At 65.3% G+C, this 16,607-nt stretch carries 16 protein-coding genes and 1 pseudogene; 3 read left to right on the top strand and 14 right to left on the bottom strand.

What is annotated here, in order from left to right:
- A partial coding sequence (locus FCN18_RS41000; RefSeq protein WP_137097513.1) for an integrase core domain-containing protein occupies positions 1-454 on the top strand: 454 nt, incomplete at its 5' end.
- On the opposite strand, the gene FCN18_RS38395 is transcribed toward FCN18_RS41000, so the two are convergent.
- Complete coding sequence (locus tag FCN18_RS38395) at positions 346-1,512, bottom strand: IS110 family RNA-guided transposase (RefSeq protein ID WP_137097512.1); 1,167 nt, start codon at positions 1,510-1,512, stop codon at positions 346-348. The genes FCN18_RS41000 and FCN18_RS38395 overlap by 109 nt on opposite strands.
- A gap of 599 nt (positions 1,513-2,111) precedes the next feature.
- Between FCN18_RS38395 and FCN18_RS38385 the strand changes: the two are divergent.
- Positions 2,112-2,423, top strand: a pseudogene (locus FCN18_RS38385) (transposase); the annotation flags it as partial.
- Here FCN18_RS38385 and FCN18_RS40995 read toward each other — a convergent pair.
- From FCN18_RS40995 to FCN18_RS38320, 13 genes are all read right to left on the bottom strand, one after another.
- Positions 2,377-2,532, bottom strand: coding sequence for a riboflavin kinase (locus FCN18_RS40995; RefSeq protein ID WP_407675818.1), 156 nt, complete (start codon positions 2,530-2,532; stop codon positions 2,377-2,379). The pseudogene FCN18_RS38385 and the gene FCN18_RS40995 sit on opposite strands and share 47 nt — an antisense overlap.
- A gap of 35 nt (positions 2,533-2,567) precedes the next feature.
- Positions 2,568-3,806, bottom strand: coding sequence for a bifunctional 3,4-dihydroxy-2-butanone-4-phosphate synthase/GTP cyclohydrolase II (locus FCN18_RS38375; protein ID WP_137097510.1), 1,239 nt, complete (start codon positions 3,804-3,806; stop codon positions 2,568-2,570).
- Between the two features lie 120 nt (positions 3,807-3,926).
- Positions 3,927-4,064, bottom strand: coding sequence for a flavin reductase family protein (locus tag FCN18_RS40990; protein WP_407675817.1), 138 nt, complete (start codon positions 4,062-4,064; stop codon positions 3,927-3,929).
- A gap of 220 nt (positions 4,065-4,284) precedes the next feature.
- Positions 4,285-4,473 carry a tautomerase family protein gene (locus tag FCN18_RS38365; RefSeq protein ID WP_137097509.1) on the bottom strand — a complete coding sequence of 63 codons (189 nt, stop codon included), beginning with the start codon at positions 4,471-4,473 and terminating at the stop codon, positions 4,285-4,287.
- Positions 4,474-4,586: 113 nt separating this feature from the next.
- A complete protein-coding gene (locus FCN18_RS38360) occupies positions 4,587-5,891 on the bottom strand; it encodes a metal-dependent hydrolase family protein (protein ID WP_137097508.1) in 1,305 nt (434 codons plus the stop codon).
- 42 nt (positions 5,892-5,933) lie between these two features.
- On the bottom strand, positions 5,934-6,926 hold the full coding sequence (locus FCN18_RS38355; RefSeq protein ID WP_137097507.1) for a ribose-phosphate diphosphokinase: 993 nt from the start codon (positions 6,924-6,926) through the stop codon (positions 5,934-5,936).
- 138 nt (positions 6,927-7,064) lie between these two features.
- Complete coding sequence (locus FCN18_RS38350) at positions 7,065-8,054, bottom strand: ribokinase (RefSeq protein ID WP_206078094.1); 990 nt, start codon at positions 8,052-8,054, stop codon at positions 7,065-7,067.
- Positions 8,051-8,848 carry a glutamine amidotransferase gene (locus tag FCN18_RS38345; RefSeq protein ID WP_137097506.1) on the bottom strand — a complete coding sequence of 266 codons (798 nt, stop codon included), beginning with the start codon at positions 8,846-8,848 and terminating at the stop codon, positions 8,051-8,053. Before FCN18_RS38345 ends, FCN18_RS38350 begins: the two co-directional genes overlap by 4 nt.
- Before the next feature lie 23 nt (positions 8,849-8,871).
- Positions 8,872-9,486 carry an HAD family hydrolase gene (locus tag FCN18_RS38340; RefSeq protein WP_137097505.1) on the bottom strand — a complete coding sequence of 205 codons (615 nt, stop codon included), beginning with the start codon at positions 9,484-9,486 and terminating at the stop codon, positions 8,872-8,874.
- 53 nt (positions 9,487-9,539) lie between these two features.
- Positions 9,540-11,039 (bottom strand): aldehyde dehydrogenase, encoded by a 1,500-nt coding sequence (locus tag FCN18_RS38335; RefSeq protein WP_137097504.1) that lies wholly within the window; start codon positions 11,037-11,039, stop codon positions 9,540-9,542.
- A gap of 151 nt (positions 11,040-11,190) precedes the next feature.
- The gene (locus FCN18_RS38330; RefSeq protein ID WP_228714356.1) at positions 11,191-11,598 is read right to left on the bottom strand and encodes an NIPSNAP family protein; all 408 of its coding nucleotides are present in this window, start codon (positions 11,596-11,598) and stop codon (positions 11,191-11,193) included.
- Between the two features lie 40 nt (positions 11,599-11,638).
- On the bottom strand, positions 11,639-12,733 hold the full coding sequence (locus FCN18_RS38325) for an LLM class flavin-dependent oxidoreductase (protein WP_137097503.1): 1,095 nt from the start codon (positions 12,731-12,733) through the stop codon (positions 11,639-11,641).
- A 141-nt stretch (positions 12,734-12,874) separates the two neighbouring features.
- The gene (locus FCN18_RS38320; protein WP_137097502.1) at positions 12,875-14,347 is read right to left on the bottom strand and encodes a nicotinate phosphoribosyltransferase; all 1,473 of its coding nucleotides are present in this window, start codon (positions 14,345-14,347) and stop codon (positions 12,875-12,877) included.
- Between the two features lie 499 nt (positions 14,348-14,846).
- Here FCN18_RS38320 and FCN18_RS38315 point away from each other — a divergent pair, with 499 nt between their 5' ends.
- Positions 14,847-15,953 carry a LacI family DNA-binding transcriptional regulator gene (locus tag FCN18_RS38315; RefSeq protein WP_228714355.1) on the top strand — a complete coding sequence of 369 codons (1,107 nt, stop codon included), beginning with the start codon at positions 14,847-14,849 and terminating at the stop codon, positions 15,951-15,953.
- Positions 15,954-16,607: the final 654 nt, after the last annotated feature.

Here is a 16,607-nt window from a genome sequence, read left to right as displayed (position 1 = left end):
CGAGCTCCGCCAGCTCGAGCACTTCGCCACCAAGGCACAGGCTCGTCGCCGGATACCGGCCTGGATCGAGGAGTACAACTACGACCGGCGGCACTCCTCACTCGGGATGTGCTCACCGGTCGCCTTCGAGCACCAGCTGGCGCGGATCACATCGACCACCAGCCCGAAGGACGGGCGGCCACCTCGTGCTGTCTCGGCTCCCCCAGCGCCCGAGGATGACGTCGTCCTCACCGGCGTCAAGGCCCACCCCTCCGGGCGGCCTCCGGCCGGCCTTGACCCCGGTTGCGGGCGCCGCCCACAAGCAGCGAGCGGGAAGCCACGAGGGGGGCTCCAAGAACCACAAATTCACGTCTCTACGGTTTCAAGGGATTGCCGCAGTACGTCGCAGCGGCGGCGGGCCAGGCAGATGAGGGCGGCGTTGTGTTTCTTGCCCTCGGTTCTCTTGCGGTCGTAGTAGGCCCTGCTGGTCGGGTCGTGCAGGGCGGCGAAGGCGGCCAGGAAGAACGCCCGTTTGAGCTTGCGGTTGCCGGTGCGGGCGGGGTGTTCGCCCTTGATCGAGCTGCCGGAGGTGCGGGTGACGGGGGCGATCCCGGCGTAGGCGGCGAGGTGTGCCGAGGATTTGAAGGCGGAGGCGTCGCCGATTTCGAGCAGGATGCGGGCCGCGGTCCTGACCCCGATGCCGGGCATGGAGGTCAGGACCCCGGCAAGAGGGTGTGCATCGAGGATCTCCTCCACCTCCGTGGCGACCTGTTTCCGTTGTGCCAGCACGGCTTTCAGGCTGTCGGCGAGCCGTGGGAGCACGGTGTCGGCGGCCGCCGTGCCGGGGACGGTCACGGTCTGCTCGTCCAGCGCGGCGAGGATGCTCTCGACCAGCTTGGCGCCCATGCGAGGTGCGTGCTTGGTCGCGATGGCGCTCAGTTTGCGGCGTCCGGTTGTGCGGATCCCGGCCGGGCCGCCGCAGCGGGAGAGGATCTCCAGCACGGCCGCGTGTGTGATGCGGGGTCCTAGGACGCGTTCCAGGGCGGGGTGGATGCCGGTGAGCAGGCCGCGGATGCGGTTGCCGAGGCGGGTGGCCTCACCGGCCAGGTCATCGTCGAACCCGACCAGCACCTCCAGCTCGGCAAGGGCGTCGTCACCGACATCGACCTGGCGCAGCGTGTGCGGCAGGCTGCGGGCGGCATCGGCGATGATGAACGCGTCCCGGGCGTCGGTCTTGGCGGTGCCGGGGTAGAGGTCGGCGATGCGGCGCATCGCCAGGCCGGGCAGGTAGGCCACCTGGTGCCCGCAGGCGCGGGCGACCGCGACCGGTAGCGCGCCGATCGTGGCCGGTTGATCGACCACGACCAGCAGCGGCCCGTGGGCGGCGAGCGTGTCGAACAACGTTCGCAGCTTGGGTTCGCTGTTGGGCAGTGGCCCGTCGTGCAGCCGCTTCCCTGCCGGGTCCAGGCCGACGGCGTGATGGTTGCCTTTGCCGACGTCCAACCCCAGGAACACGCCATAACCGTTGGTCATCCACCACGTCCTTCGTCCGTCGCGGGTGGTCGCCGGTCGAGCATCGATGGCCGGCACCCACGTTACGACGAGACCTACCCGAAGGCGGCCGTGTCCCTATTCAGCGGTCCCTCGATGCCACCAGGCCCGGCGACACCACCCCCCGGATCATGGACTCGACTGGGGGCATCAGTCATACCGAACCTGGCGACCACAGCTCCTTGATCAGGAACTACGAAAAAGGTAACGGGGGAGAGGACCTGCTGGGTCAAGAAGCGCGGGGCACGCGGTGTCGATGCAGTCGCGGCCAAGGCCGTGGAAGCCGCCCGTGCCCAACACACCCAGACGATGGGCGCCCGGCTCGTCGGCCGGTTGGCCGAGCAAATCATGGCGACCGACGCCGACATCGCCGAGCTGGACGAGGAGATCGAGGAGCGCTTCTCGCAGCAACCCGACCCGCCGATCCTGCTGAGGGGCTGTGTCGTGAGCGGTGTTTCTGGCCCGACACGCCGGGCTGAGGTACGGCGGGATGGGCACTGTGATCTGACGCCGTGGGCACAGAGAAGGAGATCAAGAAGTCGGAATCCGGGTTGTCGCGGGAGCAGGCCGCTGCGGCGGCGATGGTGGCCGAGGCGCGGCAACGTGGGCTGGAGCTGACCGGCCCGGACGGGCTGTTGAAACTCTTCACGGAGAACGTGCTGGAAACAGCGCTGAACGAGGAGGTGACCGACCACCTCGGGCACGAGAAGGACCGTGTCGATTCGGGTCGGGAGTCCATAAATATTCGGAACGGATCACGGAAGAAGACCGTGGTTTCGGATGCTGTGGGCGAGGTCGAGATCGACGTGCCACGTGACCGGGAATCCACATTCGAGCCAACGATCGTCAAGAAGCGCCAGCGTCGCCTGCGGGACGTGGACGAGGTCGTGCTGTAGCTGTAGGCGGCAACACCGGCGACACGGGGCCCGGATCCACCTTGGCGGTGGGAAATCCCAGCTTTCGCCCGCGCTGCGCCCCGATGACGACAACACCTCTGACCATGCACAGGACGTGCTCACCCATATCGGCTCCTCGGGTCACTGGGCGATTCCGCCGGCGTCGAGGATCAGCTTCGGGTCATGCCCCATCCGATCCCGCTTGGTCTCCAGGTAACGGATGTTCTCGGGGGTCGCCTGCACCGGCAGCGGCACCTGACCGAGCACCTTCAATCCGCAGCCTTCGAGCCCCACGCGTTTGGCGGGACTGTTAGTCAGCAGGCGCACAGAACGGATCCCGAGGTCGCTGAGAATCTGTGCCCCGGTGCCGTAGTCGCGGGAGTCCGCGGGCAGGCCGAGCTCCAGATTGGCGTCGACGGTGTCCGCGCCCAACTCCTGCAGCTGGTAGGCCTGCAGCTTATGCAGCAGCCCTATCCCCCGTCCCTCGTGGCCCCGCATGTACAGCACGACACCTCGGCCCTCCCGCGCGACCGCCGACAGGGCAGCATCCAGCTGGGGACCGCAGTCGCAGCGCAGCGACCGGAAGACGTCACCGGTGAGGCACTCGGAATGCACGCGGACGAGCACGTCCTCGCCGTCGGACAAGTCGCCGCAGACGAATGCGATATGCGCACGCTCGTCGTGGAGGGACAAATAGCCGATCGCGGTGAACCGCCCCGCCATCAAAGGGAGACGGGCCGAGGCAACGCGTTCGACCAGTTTCTCGACCCGCCACCGATAGGCGATCAGATCGGCAATCGAGATCATCCTCAGGTCGTGTTCTTCCGCGAAGCGCTGCAGCTCCGGGCCGCGGGCCATCTCGACTGGGTTGTCTTCACTGGCGATCTCGCACAGCGCCGCCACCGGGGCGAGACCCGCGAGCACGGCCAGGTCGACGGCCGCCTCGGTGTGCCCCGTCCGGCGCAACACTCCGCCGGGCCTGGCACGCAACGGGACGACGTGACCGGGCCGGCTGAAGTCGCCGCTGCTTGACGCCGGATCAGCGAGGCTGCGAATGGTTCTCGCACGGTCGCTTGCCGAGATCCCGGTCGAGATCCCGTGCTTCGCATCGACCGTGATCGCGTAGGCGGTCCCCCGCCGATCCTGGTTGGTATGGACCATCGGCGGCAGGTCGAGACGGTCCGCATCCTCTTCCGTCAGCGACACGCAAATGTATCCGGACGTGTGGCGGACGGTGAACGCGACCAGCTCTGCGGTGGCGAACTGGGCGGCGAAGATCAGGTCGCCTTCGTTCTCGCGGTCTTCATCGTCGACCACTATCACTGGTCGCCCGGCGGCGAAATCAGCTATGGCCGCCTCGACCGCGGCCGTTCCGTCCACGGCTTTTCCCCTTCCGTGAGTCGGCACATGCGGGACAGCGGGACGGCGAGTCGTCAGCCGCGACGCTCCTGAAGGCCAGGCGGCCCAGGACTGGGCCGCCGCTGACGATGTCAAAGACATTCAGATCACCAGCTCACGAAACTTGCTGCCGTGGAAGACGAGGGGTGAGACACCGTCGAAGCTTTCGAACGTGCCCACTCGGAAAAGGACGATCTCGTGATCACCACCGGGCAGGACCTCCTCGATCGAGCAATCCAGCCAGAGTGCGACATCGGTGATGAAGACTGCGCCCTCATCGGACGCCGTCCACCCGACATCGCGTGAACCGCGAAGGTGGTATCGGTCATCGTTGTCTCCAGATCACGGTGAGAGTTCGCGCACCGGCGCGGTGTTGGCCGACGTGCATGTCGTCGGCCAGCACTCGTCGCCGGCCCCAGGCCGCGGGCGGCCACAACTCCGTCAGCAGGGTCGTGGCTGGTCAGCCCAGCAGCTTGCCGCGGTAGCCCCAGCGGGAGGGCTCGATACTGTGGAGGATGATGGCTGTGTCGTTTGCCGCGTCCTCCCCGAGGACGGAGCCGACTGCCTGCGTCAGCGCCTCGACCATCTTCGCGCCGAACGTCTCGTCGTCGAAACGACTCTTGAAGAATGATGCTTCGATGTGAGCCATTGCTCTCTTTCTCCTTCTTTCGTGGTTACACCGTGCTGTGTTGTTCGAGCCCGGCTGGTCGGCATCACCGTCTCGCTGGCACCGTTCTCGATGAATTTGTGGTGGTCGTTCGATCAGGAATCCTCGGCCCTGGTCGGGTGCTCCGCTTCCTGAAGGTCGAGCGCCTCCGATACGGCTCGCAGATACCCGCTGAGCTCACGCCCGGCCCGCACGACGTGCCTGATGTTGGAGGGCTGGGCCAGGCGACCGATGTCGGTGAGCACGTCTCCCTCGACTACGACGACATCGCCGACGGCGCCGGTCCGCAGTGAGCCAAGATCCGGTCGGTCCAGCAGCGATGCTGCGTTCGTCGTAGCGGTGGTGATCGCTTCTTCTGCGGACATGCCGTGCTGGACGTACAGCTCGAGCTCGCGAGCGTGCGCGCCGAACGGGCACAGCGTGCCCGAGGAGTCGGTGCCCATCGCCACGTTGACCCCGGCCTCGCGTGCCAGTGCGAACGACTTCAGCGTGCGGTCGTGTGCTTCGCTGAGGTCAGCCACCCCTTGGGCGGTCAGACCTCGGAGTGTCCCCTCCCGTTGGCACCAGTCGTTGAAGGACATGGTGGGGACGAGGAAGGTCCCGCGTTCGGCCATCTCGGTCGCCATCTCCTCGTCGAGATACGAACCGTGCTCGATGGAGTCGACACCTGCCGCAAGGCTGCGCCGGATGCCTTCGGCAGACAGTGCGTGCGCTGCGACCCGTAGGTCCAGCTCGTGGGCAGTCTCGACGATGGTGGCCAGCTCGGCGATGCTGTAGTTGGGCCAGCTCGGCCGTTCGCCCTTCGACATCCCTCCGCTGGCCATCACCTTGATGAAGTCCGCACCAGCCCGTGCGTGGAGGCGCACGAGCTTGCGGCACTCCTCGATGCCATCTGCCGTGTCCCACTGTTCCCGTGGTGTGTACGGCGGGTAGAACAGATCGCCGTGACCGTTAGTCATGGTGATCCACCACGGAGCGACCACCAAACGAGGTCCGACCGCCAAGCCGTCATCGACGAAGTCGCGAAGCTCGGTCTCTCCGGCGCCGCGGTGCCCCATGACCCGCAGCGTCGTGAATCCGGCGGCGAGCGCTCGGTGGGCGTTGCGCAGCCCGTGCAGCAGCTTGGCTGGCTTGCTCACCTGGCCGCGGAAGACATCGCTCGCAACTACGTGGTGGTGATCGGAGTTGGTCGTCAGGTGGACGTGGGCGTCGATCAGGCCGGGCAGGACGGTGCAACCTGCAGCGTCGAGCCGGGGAGTCCCCGGGGGAACCCTGCCCTCTCCCCGCGGCCCTGCGTAGACCACCGTGCCTGCCCGGATGTGAACGAGTCCGTCGCTGTGATGCTGGCCCGGCCCCGACCATACCCAGCCGCCTTCGATGGCGATGTCGCCGGGAGTCATCGCGAGCCCTGGAAGAACGCTGGATCTGACATTCCTATCCCCTTAGAAGGTGTGGTTCTTTCCGCCGAAGACAGCGCTCACGGAGTCGTCGGTGAAGATGCTGCTGATCGAGTCCGCGAGCAGCGGGGCACATGACAGCACCTTGATCTTGTCGGGAGCATCTGCGCGGAGCGGGATCGTGTCGGTGACGACGACTTGCTCGAAAGGCGACGCAGCAAGACGTTCGTATGCAGGCCCGCTGAAGACCCCGTGGGTCGCCGCGGCGAGCACTCGTCGAGCACCCGCGTGCTTGAGCGCCTCTCCTGCCGCGCACAGCGTGCCGGCGGTGTCGATGATGTCGTCGATCACGATGGCGGTCTTCCCGCGGACATCGCCGATGACGGTGGTGATCTCGGCGACCTGCTGCTGCGGCCGCTCCTTGTCCAGGATGGCCAGGCCGGCCCCGATCTGGGTGGCGAACTGCTTGTTGAGCTTCACCCGACCCGAGTCCGGGGCGACGATCACCAGGTCGTCGTCGAGGCCGGCGAAGTGGTCACTGAGGATGCCCACGGCCGTCATGTGGTCGACCGGGATACCGAAGAACCCCTGCAACTGGCCGGCGTGCAGGTCCATCGTCAGCACGCGGTCAACACCCGTCGCCTCAAGTGCGCGAGCCACCATGCGAGCCGAGATCGGCTCGCGCGGAGCCGACTTCTTGTCCTGCCGCGAGTAGCCATACCACGGAGTCACTGCGATCACGCGGTGTGCGCTCGCACCGACGGCGGCGTCCACCATTACCAGGAGCTCCAGGAGCGAGTCGTTCGCATTGACACCCGTCTCCGGGTTCGCGCACATCGGCTGAACGATGAAGACATCCGCTCCGCGGATTGATTCGTCGAACCTGCTGTAGACCTCTCCACTGGAGAACGTCTTAAGGGTCACCTTGCCAAGCTCGATCTGAAGAAGCTCGGCGATGGCACCCGCCAATGGCGCGTTGGACCGGCCGGAGAACACCATCAGCCGCCTGCCCCAATTTGCCTGCAACGACGCGTTCATGAGCTCGCCACTCCGCCAGTGCGGATTACGGACGCCCGAGGGCGCATCCGACCTTCCTCTGTCAGTGGTCAGATTCACGACGTAGAAACCTTTCGACATCGGTCAGAAAAAGGGGAGACGCTGCGGGTTCGACCACCATCACGTCCCCGCGCTGCTTTCTGCGGTCGCCAAGACGGCGTTGATCATTGCCGCACTCGGCATGCCCGTGCGCGCGCCCGCCAACTCAACCGACAACGCCGCAGCAGCCACGCCGCGACGCGCCGCGCCGGCGACGTCCGTTCCCGCTGCCAAGCTGGCGGCGAACACGCCGTTGAAGGTGTCCCCAGCGCCGGTGGTATCGACCACCCGACGTGCCGACCAAGCCGGGATCCGGGTGCTGACTCCGTCAGCACCACACAACAGCACGCCGTCGGCGCCCAGCGTGACTACCACCGGCGCTCTCGTGTGGGATGCCACCGCAGCCGCCATCATCTCCACCGGCGGGTCTCCGGGCTCACCAAGCAGACGATAGAGGTCTCGCAGCTCGCCCTGGTTCGGGGTGATGATTGGGGCGAGCTTGAGGAGCTCTTGGATGCCGGGGACGACAGGGGCCGGGTTGAGCACACACAGCCACCCCTGTGCGGTGGCGGCCTCGACTGCGGTGACAACTGCCATGACAGAGATCTCCGTACTGACCAGAACGCACCCCGGCCACCCGCTCGCTCGCTCGATCGCGGCCCTCACGTCCCGAGCGCTCACCGCCGCATTTGCGCCGCCAGCTACGGCGATCTGGTTCTCCCCGGAGGGATCCACGACAATGAGCGCAGCTCCAGTAGTGGACCCCTCCTTGATCACGACATCGCTGACGTCGATCCCTTCGGCACGCAGCTCGGCCAACGCAGCCACTCCGAACTCGTCAGGCCCCACGGCGCCGACGTAGCGGACATCGGCACCTGAGCGCACCGCCGCGACAGCGGAGTTGCCGCCCTTCCCGCCGCCGTGACGCTGCAAGTCCGCCCCCACCACGGTCTCCCCTGGTCCGGGAAGCCTGGAGGCGGCGACGACCATGTCGACATTCAGCGCCCCGACGACGAGGAGGCGCCCGCTCATGCCTGATCCAGCCGACTGCGCACCGTCGCTCAAGCTCACGACACCTTTTCCGCGAGCACCGGCGCTTCCTGCGCCTGTGCGGTCCACGAGAGCATCGCCGTCCACATCTCGCCGTAGTGCGGCCAGTCCAGGAACTCCTGAGGTGCCCAGTGTGGAGCAAGATCGGAGGCAAACGCCGCGGTCCTGCCGTCACCGTACTCGCCCACGACCAACATCGGGTCCTCACCCACTCGCGCCACGACGGTGGCGTCCGGCTTCGCGATGAGCTTGTTGTAGCCGAGAAGGTGGGGCCATTCAGGCGGCGTGCCACCCAGGACCGGGTGATCGGGCTGGCAGACCTCCACCTCGACCCCCTCCGACCTCTCGACACGGTCGTCGTACGGGAGCATGGCCACAGGCAGCGGATCGGCGAGCGGGCTCATGCCGAAGCGGCCCTTGCCATCGATCCCGGTGAAGGAAAGATACCCCCCGACCATGACCAGCCCGCCACCTCGCTTGACGTAATCCGCAACCAGACCAAGCCGGTTTGGCGACCTCTCCGATCGCAGGAACGTTTCATCCGGCAGCAGGAAGGAGTTGGATCCGATGTCAGAGATGACGACTACGTCGAACTCGTCGATTTCCTCCGGCGAGCGGGGGAACCGCAAGGTGATCTCGTGGCCCCGGACGTAGGTGACATCGAACCCAGCGTCATCCAGGCAGCCGAGGAAGAAGCCCGCGCCCTCCTCGTACTCGGTCGAGTGGAACTGGTCGAAGCCCTTCATGTGGATCGTGTGCTTCACCCACGACTCCCCCACGAACAGAACCCTGAGCGGCGACCCGATGGTGCTCATCAGCTTGAACTCCCTTGCGCGAACTAGTTTCTGGTTGATGTGGCGAGGAGCTGGCGACCCAGCGCGTGCGCCTCGCGAATGTCGATCCCGAGGTAGGTCTTCGCAGCCAGGGGCGCCAAGACGGGCGTCGGGTTCACCGCGACCGAGTGCGGGAACGTCATGAACAGCTCCACGTCGCTGGATGAGTCCCCGTAGACCACACACTCATCGGCGCTCAGGTTGCGAGCAGCGAGAGCCGACTTGGTGATTGCCACCTTCTCCTCTGGCATTAGCGTGGCTGAGTTCTCCAGCGGGCTGCCCAACTCAACAGCCGAGCCGTAGGTCTCGTTGGCGCCCCAAAGCTCCAGCCTGCGGACGAAGAACGTCGGCGACTGGGAGATCACGATCACGTCCTCACCGCGAGATCGAATGTCCTCGAAGGTTTCGGCGACACCTTCCATCCAGGGCGAGCTCTGAAAGGCATCGTCGAAGTCGGCAGGGGATGCGTCCTTGCAGATGTCGAGGAGCTTCAACCAGAAGTCGGTGTCGGAGACCGTCTCCTCGCGCCACAGCCTCTCGATTTCCTGCCCGGCCTCGAGTTGGCCCATCTGGCGAGCCAGCTCGATCGTGGCGGTGCTCCTCAGGAGGGTGCCGTCCATGTCGAAGACATGGAGGCAGCCCACCGCGGTAGCCTCAGCGGATGTGTTCACCTTCAGTACTGCCCTTCGGACGAGGAGAACCGCGGCTTCTGATCGAGCACTACGGTCTTGTTTTCGAGGTACGGCAGAAGGCCGGCGACGCCGCCCTCTCGGCCGACACCAGACTGCTTGAAGCCGCCGAAGCCGATCCCGAAGTCCGCCCGGTTGCCGTTCTGCCCCACTGTCCCTACGCGCAGGCACCTGGCTACCTCGCGAGCACGGTCCGCGTCGTAGGTGAACACCGAAGCATTGAGACCGAACACAGAGTCATTGGCGATCCGGATCGCGTCTTCCTCGTCAGCAGCGGCGATGACTGAGATCACGGGCCCGAAGATCTCCTCTTGGGCGATCCGGGAGGAGTTGTCCACATTCCCGAAGACAGTCGGCTCAATGAACCAGCCCCGGTCGAGGTCCTTGGGTCGGTTACCGCCGAACGCGAGGGTAGCCCCTTCGTCCTTGCCGATCTGGACATAGCTCTCGACCCGCTCACGCTGTCGCCGAGAGGCCAGCGGCCCCATCTGGACGCTGGGGTCGAACGGGTTCCCCACCTTGACCCGAGAGAACCGCTCGGCGAGCGCCTCGAGCATCTCGTCGTGCCGATGGCGAGGCACGATAATCCGAGTCAGCGACGCACAGATCTGGCCGGAGACAAAGCACGCGCCCCCGGTCAGGCTGTCGGCCGCCTCGGCAATGTCCATGTCGTCGAGGACGACCGCCGCCGATTTGCCTCCCAGCTCGAGGGTGTACCGCCCGATGCGCTCCGCCATGATCCCCGCGATCCTCTTCCCAACCGCCGTAGACCCGGTGAAGGTGATCTTGTCCACGCGGTGATCGGTCACCAGCGCTTCAGAGGCCTCCCTGTCGGCGGTGAGCACGTTTACCACACCGGGGGGGAGGCCGACCTGTTCAGCGATCTCCGCGATGACATACGCAGCGCCCGGCGCCTCCGGTGACGCCTTGACGATCACCGTGCACCCGGCGAGCAGCGCGGGCGCCAGCTTCCAGGCGGCCAGGTGCATCGGGGTGTTCCACGGAATGATCGCCCCCACGACGCCTACGGGCTCCCCGACGATCATCCCGAAGCCTTCGCCCGAGCTGGTGGGCACCTCCTGCTCGAACGGATACCGATCGGCCAGATCAGCGTAGTAGTTGAACGCCGCAGGGACCTCCTCCAGGACGGCCGGCACGATACGGGCGATGATCCCCGTCTCACGGGGCCACAGCTGGACCAGGTCATCGGAGCGCTTGGCTGCAGCCTGAGCGATGGCGCGCAGGAACTCCGCCCGCCGGCTCGGCGACATCCGTGGCCACGGACCGTCGTCGAACGCCCGCCGTGCCGCTCCCACCGCCCGCGCGACATCCGCCGCTTCGGCCTCAGCGACAGTGAAAAACAGCTCCTCCGTCGCCGCTTCGATCACGTCGATCGTGTGGGTCGTCGAAGGATTGACCCACTGCCCGTCAATGTAGAACTGCCCCGGGTTCGAGATCGGCGCGCTGGGCGTCTTGGTTGTCATCGGAATGCTTCGCCTCCAACTGCTCGGCTACCGCAGAGCTCGTGGTTGTCATCAATTGCCGACCCGGCCCTTCATCGGATCGCGCCCAATCGGCGGTGGGCGCGGGGCCCGTGGTCAAGGAACTGGACGCGGTGGCCCCGGTGACTCGTCGTCACACAGCGTGATCCAGAACCCCCTCGAAGAGCGTGGAGTCGATTACCCGCCGACGGATGGCCTGGTATAGCGGGCCGTTCTCCTCGCGACTGGCCAGTGCTGATGCCCAATCAGGGTCCGCAAGGAACGTCCCCCACTTGCGCTCCAGCTCAGCAAGGTCGGAGAACCGCATCGTGTAGACGAGCTCATTGAAGGAGTTGTCACCGATGGTGGTGCAACCCACCTGCGTCATCTCCATCCCGTGCTTCCTGAACAGCGGCACCACCACTGACGTGAACAGGTCGACGACATCTCGGAAACGACCCGCCGCCGGGACGTACTCGCGAACCTCGTAAATCACCTTGTTGATCTCCTCTGCGGTCTTCGAGTTCTGAGCCTTCACAGCAATTGACGGGTGGATGCCCACGGCTGGTCTCGCTCAGGCGCACTTGGCCACCCGAAGGGTGCTAGTCCGCGAACGCGGGAAGGACCTCTTCAGCCATCATCTTCATGTTCTTGACGATCGCGTCGGTGGGCTGACCGACTGCGATGAGGCATGCCAGGTGGTCCACTCCAAGCTTTTCGTAGGACTTGAACCGCTCGATCATGCGATCGGGCGTGGTCAACACCGGGTCGGCGTACTTCTCCAGCAGGTTGTCCTTGGCGAAGGAATGCTGCTCAGGTGTCATCTTCCCGCGGTGCACGTAGTCACGGCTCTCGCCAACATCGCGAGTGGCGAGCCGCTCTTCCTTCGTGTCGACCGTGCCGGGACCCTTGACCAGGGCCATGTAGTAGTTGTATTCGTTCACGACGTCATCGAAGTACTCCAACGCTTCCTCCTCGGTACGACCGATCCAGGTGTGGCGGAGCACCATGACCTCGCCGCGAGGGTTCCCGGTCTTTTCGATCTCGTCGTTGTAACTCCCGATGAGCTCCTCAAGGTCGCCGTAGGGCTCGAAGTTGCCGTAGTTCGGCGCCGTGATCAGATTTAAGCCCTGCTGGGCGACCCGGCGAACACCCGCGTTGCTCTGCGATGCGACCCAGATGTCAGGATGTGGCTTCGTCGCCGGCTTTGGGACCAGGGTCGTCGGCGGGAACGAATAGAACTGGCCGTCATGGGACACGTCATCCTCGGTGAAGAGACGACGGACGATCTCCAACCCTTCTTCGTACATTGCCCGCTGGTTCTCCGGCTTCACCCCGAGCCGATCGAGTTGGAACCTGCTCCCACCGCGTGCCACGCCGATGCCGATCCGACCTGGCGCGAGATGATCCAGCAGGCTCATCTCAGAAGCGACCAGGAGCGGGTTGTAAGCCGGCAGGACGACCACACCCGGGACGATCCGCAGCCGCTTGGTCCGCTGAGCCGCGACCGCTGCGAACATCATCGCCGAGGGATTGGCTACGTAGTTCTGGAACTGGTTCTCGTTGATCGTGATCCCCTCGAAGCCGAACTCCTCAGCGGCATCGACGATCCTGAGCATGCTGTCCAAAACCTCGGACCAGGGCCGGGTCATGTCCGGATAAAAGAACGGCGCCGTAACCCAGAACTTCATTGCCATCGTGTTTTCCTCAACTCTTGTTCGCTAACGTCCAAGGGGGCCGTAGGACTAAAGCCCGGGGCGCTCGGCGCGGCAGTCCGCGGCGTCGGGAAAGACCACGATGCCGTGGGCTGCTTCATGAGTGCCCCGTGGGTCAGTGGTTCAGTTGACGGCCGCGCCGGCGGGTGCCGGTGCGGGTCCGGTGAGCATTGGCGCGATGTAATCGCGGTACCATTCCTGCGGCACCGGCGCCTCACTAGCAGCGATCAACTCAGAGAAGTCCCACTTCTTCAACAGCTTTCCGTTGTGGAAGACGGGCTTGAGCAGGTTCTTCTCGGGGCTGACGGAGTCGCGCGGTACGGTCTTGTACTCACCGTCCTCCAGGATGAGGGCGAGCCGCCCGGCCTTGGACGTCTTGAAGCTGGCCCCGGTGGGCTGCTTGGAGATGTCGCGCCACTCACCGTTGACGCAAACGGCGTTTGCCTTCTGTGCGAAGTTGTTGGTGTCGCGATTGACGTGCTGGAGGAGGCCGCCGCCCATGCCGAAGACGGCGTTGTCGGCCGCCAGGCCGCGGCGCTCCATCTCGATGAAGATCGCCCGGAGGCTCTCGCCGGTGACGCCGTCGCCCTGCACCACTCGGATGAACGGAGGGAGGATCTTGAAGCCCTTGCTGTTGACTTCGTAGCCGAAGGCGTCCATGAGCCACTCGATGGTGTCGGAGGTGACCTGGACGACGTCGCCGGAGTCGGGGCGCGCGCCCACCAGGCCGGGGAAGTTCTTGATCAATTCCTTCAGCTCGCCGCCGAGGATCTTCTTGACGCAGTGCTCGTGGTCGTAGGTGTCGGTCAAGACTAGCGCGAAGCCGTAGTCGCGGTAGGTCTCGAGCATGTTTCGGATGGCGTCGACCTCGAAGTCTCGCCCCCAGGCAGTGAAGCCGGCGTGTTCGGAGTTGGGGCCGGAGTTCGATGGAGCCACGGCGTTGTACCAGCGCTTGGCCGCGAGGATGCCTGGGGTGGTGTCGCTCTGGCTGAAGTTTACCAAGTGCGCCATGCCACCAAGTGCGGCGGACTGCTGCGAGCTGACCCCCCGTGCGCCGTAGTCGTGAAGCATGTGCCGGAGCGCTCCCTCGTTGTCGGAAGTGCGCTCCAGGGCGGTGCGGATCACCTGCTTGCACAGCCAGCTCAGGGTGCCGATCGTGGTCGGGTACCACACCGCCCTCAGCAGGGCGGTCTCGAAGAAGCTGGTCACCCAGTAATACTTCGGGTCAGTGTTGATGAGCTGCACGAGCACGTTGTTGGTGGGCAGCACGGTGCCCTCGGGGATCGCCTCGATCTCGACGGGCAGATAGCCGTCGTGGTCGTTGATGATGCCTACCCAGTTGTCGCGGTTGAAGTGCATCCCCTGCTCGCGCATGAGGTACTCGGCCTCATCGACATCCTCAAGCGTCACGGGGCGCATGAGGTAGTCCCGGATGAAGGCTTGGAGCCCGACGAACATCGTGACGGGGAACTGGCCCCCGCGGGACTCGATGTACGACGAGATGTACTCGGTGCCCGGCGGGTACAGCGAGTAGTGGCAGTGCTTGTAGTTGTCAGTGTTGACGATGATGTTGTCGAACTGATCGCCCAGGGACATCTTTGTCCTTCCTCTCGGTCGCCCCGCGACTGGGGTAGTCGCCAGCGGACTATTAACGATTCTATGACAGCGCGAGGCATGCAGCCTGAAATCGCGACCTTCGCTGATCAGACCGTTGGTCCAGTGGATAGAAACCTTTCTAGCGGCGGACTGTATCAGCGGTAGATGGGCTCTGTAAACGGGGAGTTTCGATCGGCCGCAAGGGACCAGGTTAGGACCTGCTCTGCCCGGCCAGAGGACCTGACGGCGGTCGAGCTCTCGATTCGCTGGGCACATCCCTCGTGCCCGGCATGGCTTGCGGGCCCAGGTCACCTCAGCGGCCAGCGCCCGAACCTAGCATGTGTAGCGACGACGCATATAGACCGACGGATCCGGGCCACCCGCGACATCGGGGACGCTGCGCCACAACGCGCGCCAGCCTAGGCCAGAGAGTTGCAGCAGTCGTTCTGGAAAGCGTTCTATCCCTGAGCCGGAATCCGCTATGGTTACCCTTCGCGACGTGAACGAAGTGCCGCATGACGACACGTGGGGGGGGACCTTGACCCGGAATTCGGGAGCCATGCCGACACGCAGGCCCACGATGAAGGACGTTGCTGAGCGGGCAGGAGTTGCGGTCAGCACGGTCAGTTACGTGGTCAACGACAGCGGGCCCGTTGCGGCCGACCGGCGTGCACGGGTGCTGGAGGCTGTCCGCGCGCTGGGCTATTTGCCCAACGAGTCTGCTCGCAACCTCAAGCGCCATAGCGTGGCCACCGTAGGCCTCGTTGTCCCCGACCTTGTGAACCAGTACTTTGCGCTGATTGCCGAGGGAGTGGAGCAAGCCGCGTCCGAGAAGGACGTCTTGGTGGTGTTCTGCACACCGGAAGCAACCGGTGGCGGCGAGTCCTGGAACAGCAGGCTGCTACGCAGTCAGCGCCTCGACGGGCTCATCTACCTCTCCGGATCAGAGACGCGAATGGAGGCTCTGGTCGAGTTGACCCGGGTCGGCCCTGTCGTCCTCGTGGACGAAAAGCTCCCTGGATTCAACCTGCCGTCTGTGGTCTCGCAGAACCGCCGGGGAGCGAGGGAGATCGCCGCCCACCTCACCTCGCTCGGGCACGAGCGCCTAGCCATCCTTGGCGGTCCGCTCGAGCTCTGGACGGCCGAACAGCGCCTCTCGGGCTACCGCGAGGCCATCGTCGCCGCCGGACTGGATCCCGACGGCATCCCCGTGCTCGCAGGTGACTACAGGATGTCGTCGGGCGAGCAGCTGGCTGCCGAGATCCTTAGCCGCCCGGCGGACGATCGGCCCACTGCTTTAATCTGCGCGAACGACCTCATGGCAATTGGGGCCCTGTCCTACTGTCGCCGCGCTGGCCTGCGGGTGCCGGAGGACGTCTCGGTGGTCGGGTTCGATGACCTACCGTTCGCTTCCCTCCTCACTCCGGCTCTCACCACCGTCCGACAGCCCGCTCGGGAGATGGGCATTCAGGCCACCAAGCTGCTGCTTGGCATGATTGACGGCGCCGATCCGGCCCCTCCCCCTCCGTCAACGGTATCTCTGAAGATCAGGGAGTCGACCAGCCCCTCTCCGTCCACTGACGAGCGTAAGTGCATCAACGCCTAGCGGCTTACCAGACCCTGCAGCACGCCGCGACGTCGGAAGGGAGGCGCACACATGATCCAACTCCATCTGTGGTCATGAGGTCCCCCGCTTTTCCGGAGTCTTTGAAGGCTGGTTTTCTGGTTGGGACTGGGTAGGAGGCTCTGTTTGTAGAACCGAGGAAGTACCCCGATGAGCTGCGGGAACGGGCGGTTCGGCTGTATCGGGAGTCCGACCCGCGGCCGTCGTTCAGGCGGCTGGCAGTTGAACGTGCACCTCGAGGCCCTGCGGAACTGGGTCCGGCCGGCCGAGGTCGGCCGCTGGCGAGCGCGATGACCGGCCGAGCACGGACGTGGTGGCTGAGAACCGGCGGCTGGCGGCCGAGAACGCTGAGCTGCGGCGGGTCAACGAGGTCCTGCGCGGCAAGCGCCTATTTCGCCAGCGAGATCGGCCCGACCCGGAGGCGGTCTTGAGCTTCATCGACACACATGGCTTCCCGGCCTGTCTCATACTCCGGGTCCTGGGCATCCCCGCCTCGACCTACTACGACTGGCGGGACGCGAGTCACCCTCGCGTCGGGCCCTCGACGACGAAGCGCTGCTTGACTTCTCGATCCAGGCCGGTATCCGGCGACGAGCCTGTGCCTTGGTGGCGAAGTGCTCGAGCTGGCGGAGCTCG

The organism is Prauserella endophytica (assembly GCF_005146945.1).
GTDB lineage: Bacteria > Actinomycetota > Actinomycetes > Mycobacteriales > Pseudonocardiaceae > Prauserella_A > Prauserella_A endophytica.
The sequence above is the reverse complement of the archived record's forward strand: the minus strand, read 5'-3'. Positions and strand labels throughout refer to the sequence as shown.